We start from the raw sequence: 14,476 nt of genomic DNA, 5'->3' as shown, positions 1-14,476 counted from the left end.
GGAGAGAAGATCATGATTCAAAACTACGCAGACGCCCTGGCCTTTATCCATGGCCGGACAAAATTCAAGAAGATTCCGACCCTCAAGCGGATGCGCCGCTTTCTGGCCGAACTAGGTAACCCGGAGCAGGGCCTGCACTACATTCACGTGACCGGGACCAACGGGAAGGGGTCGACGGTGGCAATGCTGCGTTCAATGCTGCTTGACAGCGGCTTGACGGTGGGCAGCTTCACCTCGCCCTTTATCACCCGTTTCAACGAGCGGATTGAGTACAATGCCCAGCAGATCAGCGATGATGACCTTGTACGCTTGGCCCAGCGTCTGGAGGCGGTGGTTGCAAAACTCGACCGTGAGCTGCCGACCGGGGGGCCAACCGAGTTTGAGATCGACACCGCGCTGATGTTCTGCTACATGGCCGAGAAAAAGCCGGATGTTGTCCTGCTGGAGGTCGGCATCGGGGGCCTTTATGATTCAACCAATGTGATTATCCCCGACGTCAGTGTGATCACCACGGTCGGTTGGGACCACATGAAGTACCTCGGCAACACCCTGGGGGCGATTGCAACGCAGAAGGCCGGGATTATCAAGCCGGGGGTTCCGGTGGTGATCGGCAAGCTGCCGGCCGAAGCCCAGAAGGTGATTGAGCAGACGGCGACCGAGAAGAACGCTCCCTTGGCTGAGCTGGGACGTGACTTTGCGGTCCGCAAGACCAATGCCCACGGCCTACGTGCCCAGATCCAGTATGACGGCCTGAATATCCACCATGGCCGTTTCCAACTGGGCCTGGCAGGGGACTACCAGGTAGAAAACGCAGCGATCGCCCTGACTGCAGCCCAGCTCTTCCTGCAGGGGCGGAGATTGCCGGTTGATCAATCGGCCCTGCACCAGGGCCTCGCCGCCAGCCGGTGGCCCGGCCGGATGGAAGTCGTCAACCGTGAACCCCCGGTCATGCTCGACGGAGCTCATAACTTGCCGGGGATGCAGGCCCTAGTCAAGTCGATCCGGGACGACTTTGCCGATCGGGATGTGTATATCCTGGTTGCCATTCTGGCTGATAAACAATACGATTTGATGCTTGGTGAACTGGCCAGCCTGGGGAATGTCCACCTGACCGTTACCAACTTTGCGGGGCCGGGCCCCAAGCGGCCGAGTGCCGATCTGACCCAGGTGGCCGCCCAGCTGTCCAGCCGGTACCCGATTAAGGTAGCGGATACGTGGCAGGCTGGTTTCCAGCAGGTGGCCGGTCAGCTCAGCAGCGAGGATGTTATGATCGTGACCGGGTCCCTGTACTTTATTTCAGAAGTTCGCCACTTATTTGATGACTAATCGTGTTTCCTGCGTATTTATCTAGTGAGCGGATAAATACAAAGGAGCGATTGAAATGGAAGAACAGAAGTTGACGGGCTTTCAAGCCACCAGTTTGTATGAACGGGCGATCAGGTGTTGCCTTAGCGACGTCGAGATTCATGGGATAAGCGCGTATCGATATCTGCAGCTGTACTACCCGGACCTGATCGATCTCAAACAGATTTCACGAAACCAGCGGGATGAGTTATGTCAATGCGACCAGCGGATAAACCAGTTCTTTATGGCATTGGACCTGGGAGCGGCAATGGTCAAGGTGTACCCGGAGATCGAAGGAGTCGCCTATTCTAGCGTGGAGCTAGGGCAGGCCATGATTGCCCACTTTGCCGGCGAAGAGCAGGAGAGTGTCTGTGTAGCCTTTACCGACGCCCAAAATAACATCATCAAGCTTAAGACGCTGTTTATCGGCGGCAGGAGCGAGTGCGTCCTGTACCCTGACCAGATCTTTAAGCATGCCCTGCGGTATTCGGCGAGCGGCCTAGTGATGGTTCATAATCACCCGTCCGGTAATATTAAGCCTTCCCAGCAGGACCTGGCCTTTGCCAAGCGATTGGAACGGGGCGGCAAGCTCTTGGGTATCCAGGTGCTTGATTTCATGATCGTAGGCAATGACCAGTATTACAGCTGGCGGGAACAGGAACTGCAGGCGCAAAGTTAAAGAAAATTTTAATTTCGTCCGAAAAATTTTCCCTCGCAGGATTGATAATGTATATTAATGTTCGAATGTCTTTACTGGCTATGGTATAATATCCACGATATTAATTTGAATTTATCAGTTAAAAAAACGAAGGGAAGAAATAGATTGCTAGGAATTGGAACCAAAAATCTAGGAATCGACCTGGGAACCGCCAACACAATCGTTTACCTTGAGGGTAAGGGAATTGTGCTGCGTGAGCCATCAGTTGTTGCGCGTAATGCCAAGACTAATGAAGTGATCTCTGTCGGTTCAGACGCTCGTGATATGATCGGTCGGACACCAGAGAGCATCGTGGCCATTCGTCCGATGAAAGATGGGGTCATTGCCGATTACGACACGACCGTTGCCATGATGAAGTACTACATTGAGAAGGCCTTAGGAAGCAGCAATGGTAAGCCGTACGTTATGGTTTGTGTACCAAGCGGCATTACCGAAGTTGAGAAACGGGCGGTTATCGATGCGACCCGGGTAGCCGGGGCACGTGACGCCTATGTGATCGAAGAGCCTTTTGCTGCCGCTATTGGTGCCGGCCTTCCAGTGATGGATCCAACTGGCAGCATGGTTGTTGATATTGGTGGTGGGACCACTGATGTTGCTACCATTTCACTGGGCGGAATTGTTTCCAGCCGCTCCATTCGGATGGCCGGTGACAAGATGAATGATGCCATTGCCCAATACGTTCGTCAGCACAAGAACCTGCTCATCGGTGAGCGGACATCTGAGAAGCTCAAGTGGGATATCGGTTCCGCTTCCGTTGAAGCTGCTGATGAGATGGGCAAGACTGAGGTTCGTGGTCGGGACCTGGTTACTGGTCTGCCAAAGACAATGGAGGTTTCCGCCAAGGATGTTTCGACTGCTTTACAAGATGTGGTTGCAAACATCATCGAAGCTATTAAGGGGACGCTGGAAGAAACGTCACCGGAAATCGCTGCGGATGTCATTGATCACGGAATTGTTTTGACTGGTGGTGGAGCATTGCTGAAACACCTGCCAGATGTAATTGCGGATGCTACCAAGGTGCCAGTATTCATTGCCAACGATCCGCTTGACTGTGTGGCAATCGGGACTGGCGAATCCCTTAAGAGCATCGACGTAATGAAGAAGAAATAAAACGAGCAGGTACATGGCTGCTCGGCAATTGGGCGGGGCTGGTCGCAAAACGATTTGTTTTGTCTAGCCGCGCTTTTGTTATTTTGTAAATTACATTTGGAGGATTATCATGCGCAAGTTCTTTTCCAATCGTCGGTTGGTTATTATTGTGGTAATTCTGGTGGTCTGCTTCGGTCTGATGGCGGGCTCAATTACCATGCGCAATCGCCGGAACACACCACCGCTGATTCAGCAGTTTGGCAACGATATTGTCGGCTTTGCGGATAGTGCCGTGGCCCTGCCGGTTAATTGGCTGCAGACCAGTTTCAGCTCGGTTAATGACTTGATGAATACTTACTCGGAAAACCGGGAACTGAAGCAGCAGGTTACGGATCTCGCCCAGACAAAGGTCCGCAACCAGGCACTGGCTCATGAAAATAAACAGTTGAAGCAGGAACTCAAGCTCAACAACTCTATGACCGATTATGATACGGTTACGGCCGCCGTGCTGATGCGGACGCCATCAGCTTGGCAACAGCAGCTGGTGATCAATAAGGGTCAATCCAGCGGTATCAAGAAGAATATGCCGGTAATGAGCAATGGCGGCTTGATCGGCCGGATCGCCGAGGTCAATAAGACCAACAGCAAGGTTGAACTGCTCAGCGACACCAGTGAATCATCCAACCGCTTTGCGATCTCAATTCATTGCACGGACGGGGATGTCAACGGCATCATTACCGGTTACAATGCCTCACGCGGTGAGCTGGTCATGGGACAGGTTAACTCCAAGGCCAAGCTTAAGAAAGGGGCCCGGGTAACGACCAACGGTATGGGGGGCATTACCCCAAAGGGCCTGTATGTTGGTAAAGTTGCCCGCATCGGCAAGGACGACTATGGCCTTGCCCAAAAGGTTTATATTACTCCGGCAACGAACTTTAACGACATCAACATCGTTACGGTCGCTGAATCGGCATCTCAGGAGTGATGAAGAATGTATCGATTATCACGATTAAAATACGTTTTCCCCGTGGGCTTGTTTGTCTGCCTGTTTCTGGACGGGGCAATCAGTCACGTGTGGGCGCCATTGTTCTTTCACTACCCATACTCAATGGCAAGCGAATTAGTACTCTTGTGGCTAACCCTGGCTTATTTCTTTGAAAATGGGATTGAGATTCCGCTGATTCCGTTTGCCGTGGCCGCCGGAGTGGTGGCCGACTTATACAATTTCGGCATTCTAGGTCTGTACATGTTTCTGTTCCCATGCATTGTCGGTCTGACAACGATCCTGTCCAAGTATTTCAGTTCGTCGTTTTTATCGATGATCATGATCTTCTTTATTGACCTGGTTGTTTTCATGACCCTCAATTACTGGGCCTACTCATTGGTTGGTGTAACGTCAGCGGATTTTGGCGATTACCTGATTCACGTCCTGGCGCCAACCCTAGCCCTTAACCTGGTTTATTTTGTAGTTCTTTATTGGCCGATCCGCTCAATCTTTAATTGGGCGACGGACGAAAAAACTGCTTGATGCGGCTTGACAAGTCATGGGGAAGAGTGTAAGATACAACACAATTAATATCACGAACGACAATGAACAGACTAGTAGGGTAGTATTGGTTGCTAAGCGAGTCCCGTGAGATGGGAAGGGACCTTCCGAAATGCCTGAATCACATCTGTGAGTTGGTTTCCTAAATCAGCAGTAGGGGAACCCGGGGAAGCCCGTTACAGCACGGAGTTTAATTTTGAACTCGCTAAGGTTGATACTCGTGAGGGATCAACAAGATGAGGTGGAACCGCGGAAACGCCCTCGTAGCCATTTGGCTCGAGGGCGTTTTTTGTTTAGCGGCTTCAAAATTGAACTTAACGAGGTGGTCGCTGTGAGGCGGTCACGAACATGGGGTGGTACCGCGATTGATTCGTCCTCTAGGCATTTGGCCTAGGGGACTTTTTGTTTATTATCGTTTGGCGTTTTGAGAATGAAGGAGGACTTGATATGCAATACGTTACTGAGATTTTGCCATCATTATTACAAGGAGCCAGGCTGACCTTGCAGATCTTCTTTTGGACCCTGCTTTGCTCACTGCCGCTGGGGATCCTGGTCAGCTTGGGATTGATTTCCAAGGTTCGGCCTCTGCAATGGATCCTTGAAATCTACGTCTGGTTGATGCGGGGGACCCCATTGCTTTTGCAACTGATCTTTGTATTCTATGGTTTGCCAATTATCGGAATTGTCTTCCAGCGTTATGATGCCGCCTTGGTGGCCTTTATCCTGAACTACGCCGCCTACTTCGCGGAAATCTTCCGGGGCGGTTTCCAAGCCATCGATGAAGGACAGTTCGAAGCCGCACGGGTTTTGCGGTTGAGCTACTGGCAGACCCTGCGTAAGATTGTGATCCCCCAAGTGGTCAAGATCGTCATTCCGTCAATCGGGAACGAAGTCATCAACCTGGTTAAGGATTCCTCATTAGTTTACGTTATCGGTCTGGGTGATCTCCTGCGGGCCGGTAACGTTGCAACAGCCCGGGATGTTACCCTGGTACCGCTGCTGCTGGTCGCCGTGATTTACCTGATCCTGGTTGGGATCTGCACCCTGGTTCTGCGCAAGGTTGAACAACGCTACTCATACTTCAAATAATTAGGAGGAATTGCCAATGTTAGAAGTTAAGACTTTATACAAGAGTTTCGGTGACCGGGTCATCTTAGACAACGTCAACTTAACGGTTAAGGATGGCGAAATCCTCAGTATCGTCGGCCCGTCTGGAGCCGGGAAGACAACCCTGCTTCGTTGCATCACGGGGCTGGAACAAGCTGACAAGGGAGAATTTCTCATCGATGGCAAGCCCTTTGATCCGCAGGGGACGGCGGAATCCGACCGGGTGATCGGGGTCGTCTTTCAAGACTACAACCTCTTTCCGAACCTGTCCGTGATGGAAAACGTCACTCTGGCCCCAATCATGGTATTGAAGAAGTCCAAAGAAGAAGCTGCGGGCGATGCCAAGCGATTGCTGAAGGAACTTGGACTGAGCACTAAGGGCGACCTGTATCCGTGGCAGCTGTCCGGTGGGCAAAAGCAGCGGGTGGCCATTGCCCGGGCCCTGGCGATGAGCCCGAAGATCCTCTGTTATGATGAGCCGACCTCCGCACTGGACCCCGAGATGCGCAAGGAAGTTGCCAAGATTATCCTGGGTCTGAAGAAGGACGGCATGACCCAACTGGTGGTTACCCACGACTTTGACTTTGCTGACGAGATTGCCGATGATATCTTGAAGGTCAAGGCCCTCGACAAGTCGTTTGATCAGGTTCAGGATGTTGATAAGGAAAAGGAATAGAAGGGGAGAAAAGCGTATGAAGAAGTTCAAAGCAATCTGGCTGCTACTGCTGCTTTTGATTCCCACGCTATGTCTGACCGGCTGTGAGAGTGTAACGACGCGGGCCAATCACCAGGATACCTGGTCACGGATTGAGCGGCGCAAGAAGGTAATCGTCGGCCTCGACGATAGCTTTGTGCCGATGGGCTTCCGCCAGAAGAACGGGAAACTGGTCGGCTACGATGTTGACCTGGCCCGGGCCGTCTTCAAGCAGTACGGCATCAAGGTCGACTTTCAACCGATCGACTGGTCAATGAAGGAAACCGAGCTGAAAAACGGGACCATTGACCTCCTCTGGAATGGTTACTCCGTCAATGCCAGTCGGCGCAAGAAGGTGGCCTTCAGCCGCTACTACCTGGCTAACCGGCAGGTCCTGGTTACTCTGAAGCGGGACCGTATTAACAACCTCAACGACATGCAGGGGAAGACCCTGGGGGTTCAGACCGGTTCCACCGGGGATACGGTTCTAAACGAACACCCGAAGCTGCTGAAGGATAAGATCAAGGGCAAGACTCCTGTGATGTATGATACCTTCCCGAACGCCTTCATTGACTTGAATGCGGGACGGATTCAAGGGATCTTGATGGATGAGGTTTACGCCAACTACTATGTCAAGCACCAGAAGAATCCGGCCGACTACCGAGTCGAAGTTAACCGTCAATTCCCGGTTGAATACTTCGCGGTCGGGATGCGCAAGGGTGACAAGACGCTCCGGAAGAAGATTAATGCCGGCCTTGGCAGGCTGCAGCGTAATGGTCAGCTGAAGAAGATCAACGAGAAGTGGTTTGGGACCAACAGCACCTTCCTGGGCCCCGATAATGATTAATAGTCAGAATTAAGCTGGCGAGATGATGAATCTGCCAGCTTTTCTTTTGGGGTTAATTTGACTGAAATACCGGGATTAGTTTGTAATTTAGCTCGGTTTAACGTATCATTATTCAGTATGACTAATTCGGCAAAAAAGTTTGGCGAACGTTTTTCCTGCTTACAAACGTTTGATTTAATGGAAAGGAGAACATCACAGTGCATTTTGATCTTGCCAGTGGCGTGGCCCTCCACGTTATTCCCACCCAGCAATTTAAGATGACGCACGTTCTGATTACATTTACCACTCCACAGACCAGTGACAACGCGACGGCCCGCAACCTCCTTGCCAACCTCTTGGAGACCAGTACCCACCGCTACCCAACCCAGACCGCGTTGGCGCGGCAGCTCGCAAAGCTTTATGGGGCCTATGTCGGCATGGGAGTTGGCCGGGTCGGCCGCCTGCACACCGTCCGGCTACGGGCCAGCTTTGTTAATGACCAGATTGCCGGGACGAATCTTTTCGACCAGGTAGTGGACCTGATCAATGAGATCCTGTTCCACCCATTGATTGACGACAACGAATTCGATGGGCCGACCTTCCGTATTCAGGCTCATAATCTTGAACAGACAATTACGGCCTTGTATGATGACAAACAGTTTTATGCCAACCGGCAGCTGATGAACCTCTACTACCCGGATGACTCGATCATGCGGGTGCCGAGTTTTGGCCAAGTAGCTGATCTGGCCAAACTGACGGCGCAGAATCTGGTTAAGGTATACCAGGAGATGATTGAACGCGACCGGGTGGACATCTTCGTTCTGGGGGACGTGGACCCGGCTGCGGTTAAAGATGCCCTCGGGCAGCTGCCCTTTATTCCGCGTCAGTCAACGGACTTGCAGCCCTTCTACCGGCAACCGCTTTATTCGGCCCCTAAGCGCCAGGTAGAGCACCAGCCGGTAGTGCAGGCGAAGCTGAACCTCGGTTACCAGCTGCCGGTCTACTATCAAGACGAAAATTATTATGCCGGGCTGGTCTTTAACGGCCTGTTCGGCGGAACCCCGTACTCCAAACTCTTTACCAACGTCCGGGAAAAGGCTAGTCTGGCTTACTATGCGACGAGCCGGCTGCTGCCATTTACCGGTTTTTTAGGGATCCAAACGGGGATTCAGGCGGCGGATGCGCAGAAGGTGGAGGACCTGATTGCTCAGCAACTGGCAGATATCTGCGCCGGAAAGTTTAGTGCCGACCGGCTTGCTGAGGTCCAGGATAGCTTGGTCAACCAGTACCGGGCGAGTCACGACTTGGCCAATAACATTTTGGGCCGCGAGCTCCTGCGGGCACTGCTGAGCTTGCCGGAAGAGACAGCCGTGATCGAAAATATTAACGCGGTGACGGCTGCGGACATCTCCCGCGTGGCCAAGATGGTGAAGATGCAGGCAATTTACTTATTGAGTGGTGAGAAATAAACAGATGGATAGACAAACGTATCAAGAATTTAATCGCACAATCTACCGGCAACGGCTTGCTAACGGCCTGCTTGTTCAGCTGCTGCCAATGCCGGGCTTCCAGAAGACCTACGCGACGTTCTCGACGAATTTCGGGTCGATTGACAACCACTTCATCCCATACCACGAACAGGATTCGGTCCGGGTTCCCGATGGGGTTGCCCATTTCCTTGAACATAAAATGTTTGAAAAGGCCGACCATGATGCCTTTGACCTGTTCGGCAAGCTGGGGGCGGACTCTAATGCTTACACCAGTTTTACCCAGACCAGCTACCTCTTTTCGACCACCAGTCACTTGCATGAGAACCTGGATGTCCTGCTCGACTTTGTCCAAGATCCCTACTTTACCGCCCAAACGGTCCAAAAGGAGCAGGGGATCATTGGCCAGGAGATCAAGATGTACGACGATGATGCCGACTGGCGGCTCTACCTGGGCCTGATCGGAAACCTGTACCCGCACGACCCAATGCGGATCGACATTGCGGGGACCGTTGATTCCATCAGCAAGATCACCCCGGAGATCCTGATGCAGAGCTACCGAACCTTCTACCAGCCGGAGAACATGAACCTGTTTATTGTCGGCAACCTGGATCCCGAAGAAACCCTGGCCTGGATTGAGCAGAACCAGGATGCCAAAGCCTTCCCGCCGGCCGAGACGCCGCGGCGGCTGTTCGAGTTAAACGACCCGACCGCCCACGATGTCATTCCGTTCCGGTCACTGACAATGAATATTGCCCGGCCAAAGGTGATGGTCGGCCTGCGGGGGATCAAACAGTTTGATGATGGTCGCGAGCGGCTGCGCTACAAGCTGGCAATTGATCTTCTGCTCGACGTCTTATTCGATGACACGTCAGATAACTACCTGCGGCTTTACAACAACGAAGTCCTGGACGACTCCTTCGGCTACAGCTTTGAGATGCAACGGGGCTTCCACTTTGCCTACTTCAGCTCGAACACTGACCAGATGGAACGCTTTGCTGATGAAATTGTGGCAATTCTGGAGAGTGCCGATAAGCAGATTGATGCCGCCCGGACCCGGTTTGATGGGATCAAGCGGGCTGAACTCGGCCGCCTGATCGGGCTGATGGATTCACCGGAGGCCGTTGCCAACCGGTACGCTGGTCGGCTTTTTGACGGTGCCAACTTGATGGACGAAATTCAGACACTGAATACAATCACCTTAGAAGACCTTTACCAGGTGGCCAAGGAGTTTATTACGCCTCAGGGAATTTCGGTATACCAGGTTGTTCCCCACCATCAATAACGATACCTTTTCTTAACTTCAGTTCTAAAGAGAACATGATATAATGTCCAAGGATATGTGAATAATTTAAATGGAGATAGGCTAATGAGTGAAAACAATAGCGAACAACAAAAGCATGTTGAGATCGGTAAAAAGCTGCAGAAGGCCCGTCAAGCCAAGGGGTACACGCTTGACGACCTCCAGCAGATTACCAAGATCCAGAAACGATACCTGATCGCAATCGAAGATGAAAAGTTTGACGAACTGCCGGGCGACTTCTATGTCCGGGCCTTTGTCAAGCAGTATGCGGATACGGTCGGCTTGGATGGGGACGACCTGATCAAGGAATACAACGATGATCTTCCAAAGGCCAAGACGGCTGAATACTCTGACCACATTACCCAGGCGGTAGAGTCACGGGCTGGACAACGCAAGACGATTAGCAACCAGGTTAACAAGAGCCGTCGGTACGTACCGACAATCATCATTACCGTGGTGATTATCCTGGTCCTGGCGGCAATCTGGTTCACCGCTATTGCCCGGAGCCATCGTGACTCCTCAACCCGGATTGACAACAGCTCCGTTTCTGTTTCGGGTGAGAGCCGCAAGAAGGCCTCCTCATCCAGCAAGAAGGTTGTCAAGAAGACGGCTAAAGACACCATTAAGCTTAAGCAGGCCAACCGCAACGATACCAGTGTGACCTACACAACCGACCGGCTGAGCGCTGATACGACCTTGCGGATTAACCCGGCGGACCGGGCTTGGATGCAGGTGCAAGCTAACAACAATACCCTGCTGAACCGGACCCTGAACGCCAACGAAAAGACCAGCATCAAGGTTGCCCGGGATACGACGAGCCTGGTTATCACGGTCGGCAATGCCCGTTCCACTAAGCTGCGGATCGGCAACCAGACGATTGACTTCACTGACAATGGCCGCTACCAGAATACGCGGACGGTTACGATCAACTTCGGCAACCAGCAATCCAGCAGCTCCTCATCCTCATCCAGCAGTACGACGAGTACCGGGAGCAGTCAGCGGCCGTCAATCAGCAGCAGTGCTTTCAGCCAGCAGCCGGCTAACACTGCTAACCGGCAGTCCACGACGGCGACCTCAAATGCTAATAACCAACAACAGCAGACAAATACGCAGACGCGCTAATTGGAGGATGAGACCTTGAATTTACCTAATAAATTAACCGTTGTCCGGCTAATTATCATTCCATTTTTCTTGATTCTGATGGTAGTTCCGCTATCCTGGGGGAGTGTTACCTTCTGGGGGGCCACGATTCCGGTTGCCCAACTGATTGCGGCCATCCTGTTTATTGCCGCGACAATCACCGATAACCTGGATGGCCGGCTCGCCCGGCGGGACCACCTGGTGACGAACTTTGGTAAGTTTACCGATCCGCTGGCCGATAAGCTGTTGGTCATGACGGCTTTCATCGTCCTGACAGGTAATCAAGTTGTCCCATCATGGGTCACGGCAATCATCATCTGGCGTGAACTGGCCGTAACGGGCCTGCGTCTCCTGCTGGTTGAACAGAGCGGGATTGTGCTGGCAGCCAAGATGCCGGGCAAGATTAAGACGACCACGCAGTTCATTGCGATTATCTTCTTGCTGTTAAACAACGTGATTTTTGCCATCTGGGGGATTCCATTTGGCCAGATCATGCTCTACATCTGCCTGTTCTTCACGGTTTACTCCGGGGTCGACTACTTCATCCAAGGACGGGGTGTCTTCTCCGACGGTTTCAAATAATCATTATTAAGCTGGTGAGATTTTCTCCCAGCTTTTTTAGTATCTCGGGCTATAATTTACGTATTGGCTATATAGGGGTGGATAGAATGAATGCTGAGATTATATCGGTCGGCACGGAGATCGTGCTCGGGCAGATTGTAAACACAAACGCGCCGCTGCTTGCCCGGCAGCTGGCCACATTGGGAATAGCGGCTGACCGCCAATTAGCTATTCCGGACTGTCACGACCTGATGGTGGATGCGATTCGGGCAGCTTGGCGCCGGTCGTCACTGGTGTTTGTCTGTGGCGGCTTGGGACCAACTGCTGATGACGTAACCCTGGCGGCGGTTGCGGAGGCTGTGGGTACCGGCTTGACGGTGGACCAGCAACACTGGCAGTGGATTCAGGAGACCTTTGCTGAGCGGCACCAGGCGATGATGCCGGAGAACATCCAGCAGGCCAAGTACCTAACGGGTGGTTCACCGTTAAAGAATGCGGTGGGGCTCGCCCTGGGCAGCTGGTACGAACGTGATGGTCATCGCCTCGTAGTATTGCCGGGACCGCCGCGTGAATTCAAGCCGATGGTTGTCCAAGAGGTCATGCCGCGCCTGACCAAGGTTGTGCGCCAGCACGTCCAGATTACCAGCCGGACGCTGAACTTCTTTAGCCGGCCGGAATCCCAACTGATGAATGAGATCGCCGCGGTGACTGCTGATCTGACGGGGGTGACGATTACCTCTTATGTTCAGCCGGACGCCATTCAGGTACGGCTGACCGTGCGTGATCAGCCGCAGGACGTAGCAAGCAAGTTGTTGGATGCCGCCCAGGACGCGATCGTCAAAAAGGAGGAACCGTTCTTCTTCGGGGTTGGCGATGACTGCCGGCTCGCCAATGTGGTGGTCGATCTGCTGCGTAAACGCAACTTGCGGGTGACGGCGGCCGAAAGCCTGACCGGGGGAATGTTCCAGAGCACGATCTGCTCGGTTCCGGGGGCCTCGAATGTCTTTGATGGCGGCTTTGTGACCTATGCGGCGGCGGCCAAGGAGCAGCTGTTAGGGATTGATCCTCAGCTAATCGAAAAGCATGGGGTGGTCAGTGCCGAAACGGCTGCTCAGATGGCCGAGAAGAGCCGGGGAAAGCTGGGCGTAGACGTCGGCCTCGGCTTTACCGGGGTGGCCGGTCCCGACAGCCTTGAGGGGCAGCCGGCCGGGACCGTCTGGATCGGCCTGGCAATTGCTGGACGCCCAACCCAGACCAGGCTCTGCCGCTTCGGTGCTTACCGCGGGCGGCAGGCAATCCGGCAGCGGAGTGTTCAGACTGGCCTGCAGATGCTCTATCGGGCCCTTATTAAATAATCGAACCGCTGTTCGCTTTTTTCTTGTTTTTTTGTGGAAAACTGTTATCATTAATTAGCGGATATTTCGATGCAAAGGAGGAATTTTGATTTGGCTGATCAGCGAAAGGCAGCACTAGATGTTGCTATCAGAAAGATCGAAAAGAATTTCGGCAAGGGCTCCATCATGCGGATGGGGGACGCTGCTGACATGAAGATCGCGACGATTTCCAGTGGTTCATTGGCAATCGATAAGGCACTGGGGGTTGGTGGCTATCCTCGTGGCCGGATCGTAGAAATCTACGGACCAGAAAGTTCGGGGAAGACAACGGTGGCCCTGCATGCCGTTGCGGAAGTTCAGCGGCAGGGCGGTACGGCGGCTTACATTGATGCCGAAAACGCCCTGGATCCGCAATATGCTGAAGCCCTCGGGGTTGATGTTGATAACCTGCTCCTCTCACAGCCGGATACCGGTGAAGAAGGACTGGAAATTGCCGATGCCCTGATTTCGAGTGGTGCGGTTGACCTGGTCGTGGTTGATTCTGTAGCGGCCTTAGTTCCTCGTGCTGAAATCGAAGGTGAGATGGGGGACGCTCACGTTGGTCTGCAGGCCCGGCTGATGTCGCAGGCCCTGCGGAAGCTTTCCGGTGAGATCAATAAGACCAAGACGATTGCCATCTTCATCAACCAGATTCGTGAAAAGGTCGGGGTAATGTTTGGTAACCCCGAGACAACGACTGGGGGCCGGGCCCTGAAGTTCTACTCCACGATTCGGATGGAAATTCGGCGGGCCGAACAGATCAAGAACGGGACCGATGTGATCGGTAACCGGGCCAAGGTCAAAATTGTTAAGAACAAGGTTGCGCCACCGTTTAAGCGTTGCGAAGTCGACATTATGTACGGCGAAGGGATCTCCAAGACTGGGGAGTTGCTGGACATGGCGGTTGAAAAAGACTTGGTCAACAAGAGCGGTGCCTGGTACTCCTACGGCAGCGAACGGATTGGTCAAGGACGTGAAAACGCCAAGAAGTGGTTGGCTGAGCATCCGGACCAGATGGCCGAATTGATGAACAAGGTACGGGTGGCCTACGGAATGGCACCGCTTGAAAATACCAAGAGTACCGATAGCGAGGGTCATGACGGCGACCAGAAGCAAGAGACAATTGAAGAGGCAAGCAAAAACTAGGCTTGTCTGACCAAAGGATTGGCAGGATCAGCCGGTCCTTTTCTTTTTGACTGTCGAACGTATTCAATGGTTGACACCCTTGTTAGGCAAGCTTAAAATTTAATTTGTGTGATGTTTTAACATGACACGGTGAAATTAATTT

The 14,476-nt window shown here is 52.8% G+C and carries 15 protein-coding genes; 14 read left to right on the top strand and 1 reads right to left on the bottom strand.

The features are described from left to right. Window positions 1–12 precede the first annotated feature (12 nt). From QOS10_RS00290 to QOS10_RS00255, 8 genes are all read left to right on the top strand, one after another. A complete protein-coding gene (locus QOS10_RS00290; RefSeq protein ID WP_283592995.1) occupies window positions 13–1,326 on the top strand; it encodes a bifunctional folylpolyglutamate synthase/dihydrofolate synthase in 1,314 nt (437 codons plus the stop codon). 55 nt (window positions 1,327–1,381) lie between these two features. Next, a complete protein-coding gene (locus QOS10_RS00285; RefSeq protein WP_283592994.1) occupies window positions 1,382–2,023 on the top strand; it encodes a JAB domain-containing protein in 642 nt (213 codons plus the stop codon). Window positions 2,024–2,167: 144 nt separating this feature from the next. Then, window positions 2,168–3,172 carry a rod shape-determining protein gene (locus tag QOS10_RS00280; RefSeq protein ID WP_283592993.1) on the top strand — a complete coding sequence of 335 codons (1,005 nt, stop codon included), beginning with the start codon at window positions 2,168–2,170 and terminating at the stop codon, window positions 3,170–3,172. A 109-nt stretch (window positions 3,173–3,281) separates the two neighbouring features. Then, window positions 3,282–4,136, top strand: a complete 855-nt coding sequence (gene mreC, locus QOS10_RS00275; protein ID WP_283592992.1) for a rod shape-determining protein MreC — start codon at window positions 3,282–3,284, stop codon at window positions 4,134–4,136. A 6-nt stretch (window positions 4,137–4,142) separates the two neighbouring features. After that, complete coding sequence (mreD, locus tag QOS10_RS00270; RefSeq protein WP_283592991.1) at window positions 4,143–4,679, top strand: rod shape-determining protein MreD; 537 nt, start codon at window positions 4,143–4,145, stop codon at window positions 4,677–4,679. Between the two features lie 465 nt (window positions 4,680–5,144). Continuing rightward, complete coding sequence (locus QOS10_RS00265; RefSeq protein WP_283592989.1) at window positions 5,145–5,786, top strand: amino acid ABC transporter permease; 642 nt, start codon at window positions 5,145–5,147, stop codon at window positions 5,784–5,786. 16 nt (window positions 5,787–5,802) lie between these two features. Next, window positions 5,803–6,480 carry an amino acid ABC transporter ATP-binding protein gene (locus QOS10_RS00260; protein ID WP_283592988.1) on the top strand — a complete coding sequence of 226 codons (678 nt, stop codon included), beginning with the start codon at window positions 5,803–5,805 and terminating at the stop codon, window positions 6,478–6,480. A gap of 16 nt (window positions 6,481–6,496) precedes the next feature. Beyond that, window positions 6,497–7,345 carry an amino acid ABC transporter substrate-binding protein gene (locus QOS10_RS00255; RefSeq protein WP_283592987.1) on the top strand — a complete coding sequence of 283 codons (849 nt, stop codon included), beginning with the start codon at window positions 6,497–6,499 and terminating at the stop codon, window positions 7,343–7,345. Here the strand turns inward: QOS10_RS00255 and QOS10_RS00250 are convergent. Then, entirely contained in the window at window positions 7,342–7,548 is a 207-nt protein-coding gene (locus QOS10_RS00250) for a hypothetical protein (RefSeq protein ID WP_283592985.1), read from the bottom strand. The genes QOS10_RS00255 and QOS10_RS00250 overlap by 4 nt on opposite strands. On the opposite strand from QOS10_RS00250, the gene yfmF reads away from it, so the two are divergent. From yfmF to recA, 6 genes are all read left to right on the top strand, one after another. Continuing rightward, complete coding sequence (gene yfmF, locus QOS10_RS00245) at window positions 7,543–8,793, top strand: EF-P 5-aminopentanol modification-associated protein YfmF (RefSeq protein ID WP_283592984.1); 1,251 nt, start codon at window positions 7,543–7,545, stop codon at window positions 8,791–8,793. The two genes, QOS10_RS00250 and yfmF, sit on opposite strands and share 6 nt — an antisense overlap. A gap of 4 nt (window positions 8,794–8,797) precedes the next feature. Next, window positions 8,798–10,096, top strand: coding sequence for an EF-P 5-aminopentanol modification-associated protein YfmH (gene yfmH / locus QOS10_RS00240; protein ID WP_283592983.1), 1,299 nt, complete (start codon window positions 8,798–8,800; stop codon window positions 10,094–10,096). An 84-nt stretch (window positions 10,097–10,180) separates the two neighbouring features. Further along, window positions 10,181–11,236 (top strand): helix-turn-helix domain-containing protein, encoded by a 1,056-nt coding sequence (locus QOS10_RS00235; RefSeq protein WP_283592982.1) that lies wholly within the window; start codon window positions 10,181–10,183, stop codon window positions 11,234–11,236. 15 nt (window positions 11,237–11,251) lie between these two features. After that, window positions 11,252–11,836 (top strand): CDP-diacylglycerol--glycerol-3-phosphate 3-phosphatidyltransferase, encoded by a 585-nt coding sequence (gene pgsA, locus QOS10_RS00230; protein ID WP_283592981.1) that lies wholly within the window; start codon window positions 11,252–11,254, stop codon window positions 11,834–11,836. Between the two features lie 86 nt (window positions 11,837–11,922). Continuing rightward, window positions 11,923–13,170 carry a competence/damage-inducible protein A gene (locus tag QOS10_RS00225; protein ID WP_283592980.1) on the top strand — a complete coding sequence of 416 codons (1,248 nt, stop codon included), beginning with the start codon at window positions 11,923–11,925 and terminating at the stop codon, window positions 13,168–13,170. Between the two features lie 90 nt (window positions 13,171–13,260). Continuing rightward, window positions 13,261–14,334, top strand: coding sequence for a recombinase RecA (gene recA, locus QOS10_RS00220; RefSeq protein ID WP_283592979.1), 1,074 nt, complete (start codon window positions 13,261–13,263; stop codon window positions 14,332–14,334). Window positions 14,335–14,476: the final 142 nt, after the last annotated feature.

Origin of the sequence: Limosilactobacillus galli (genome assembly GCF_947381495.1) — a bacterium.
GTDB classification, from domain to species: Bacteria; Bacillota; Bacilli; order Lactobacillales; family Lactobacillaceae; genus Limosilactobacillus; species Limosilactobacillus galli.
This window is presented reverse-complemented; position numbering and strand designations above follow the sequence as displayed.

Bases quoted from the DNA above. Each gene is read 5' to 3' on its own strand.
- QOS10_RS00290 (WP_283592995.1), top strand. From the start codon at position 13: ATGATTCAAAACTACGCAGACGCCCTGGCCTTTATCCATGGCCGGACA.
- QOS10_RS00285 (WP_283592994.1), top strand. From the start codon at position 1,382: ATGGAAGAACAGAAGTTGACGGGCTTTCAAGCCACCAGTTTGTATGAA.
- mreC (WP_283592992.1), top strand. From the start codon at position 3,282: ATGCGCAAGTTCTTTTCCAATCGTCGGTTGGTTATTATTGTGGTAATT.
- mreD (WP_283592991.1), top strand. From the start codon at position 4,143: ATGTATCGATTATCACGATTAAAATACGTTTTCCCCGTGGGCTTGTTT.
- QOS10_RS00265 (WP_283592989.1), top strand. From the start codon at position 5,145: ATGCAATACGTTACTGAGATTTTGCCATCATTATTACAAGGAGCCAGG.
- QOS10_RS00260 (WP_283592988.1), top strand. From the start codon at position 5,803: ATGTTAGAAGTTAAGACTTTATACAAGAGTTTCGGTGACCGGGTCATC.
- QOS10_RS00255 (WP_283592987.1), top strand. From the start codon at position 6,497: ATGAAGAAGTTCAAAGCAATCTGGCTGCTACTGCTGCTTTTGATTCCC.
- QOS10_RS00250 (WP_283592985.1), bottom strand. From the start codon at position 7,548: ATGCACTGTGATGTTCTCCTTTCCATTAAATCAAACGTTTGTAAGCAG.
- yfmH (WP_283592983.1), top strand. From the start codon at position 8,798: ATGGATAGACAAACGTATCAAGAATTTAATCGCACAATCTACCGGCAA.
- QOS10_RS00235 (WP_283592982.1), top strand. From the start codon at position 10,181: ATGAGTGAAAACAATAGCGAACAACAAAAGCATGTTGAGATCGGTAAA.
- QOS10_RS00225 (WP_283592980.1), top strand. From the start codon at position 11,923: ATGAATGCTGAGATTATATCGGTCGGCACGGAGATCGTGCTCGGGCAG.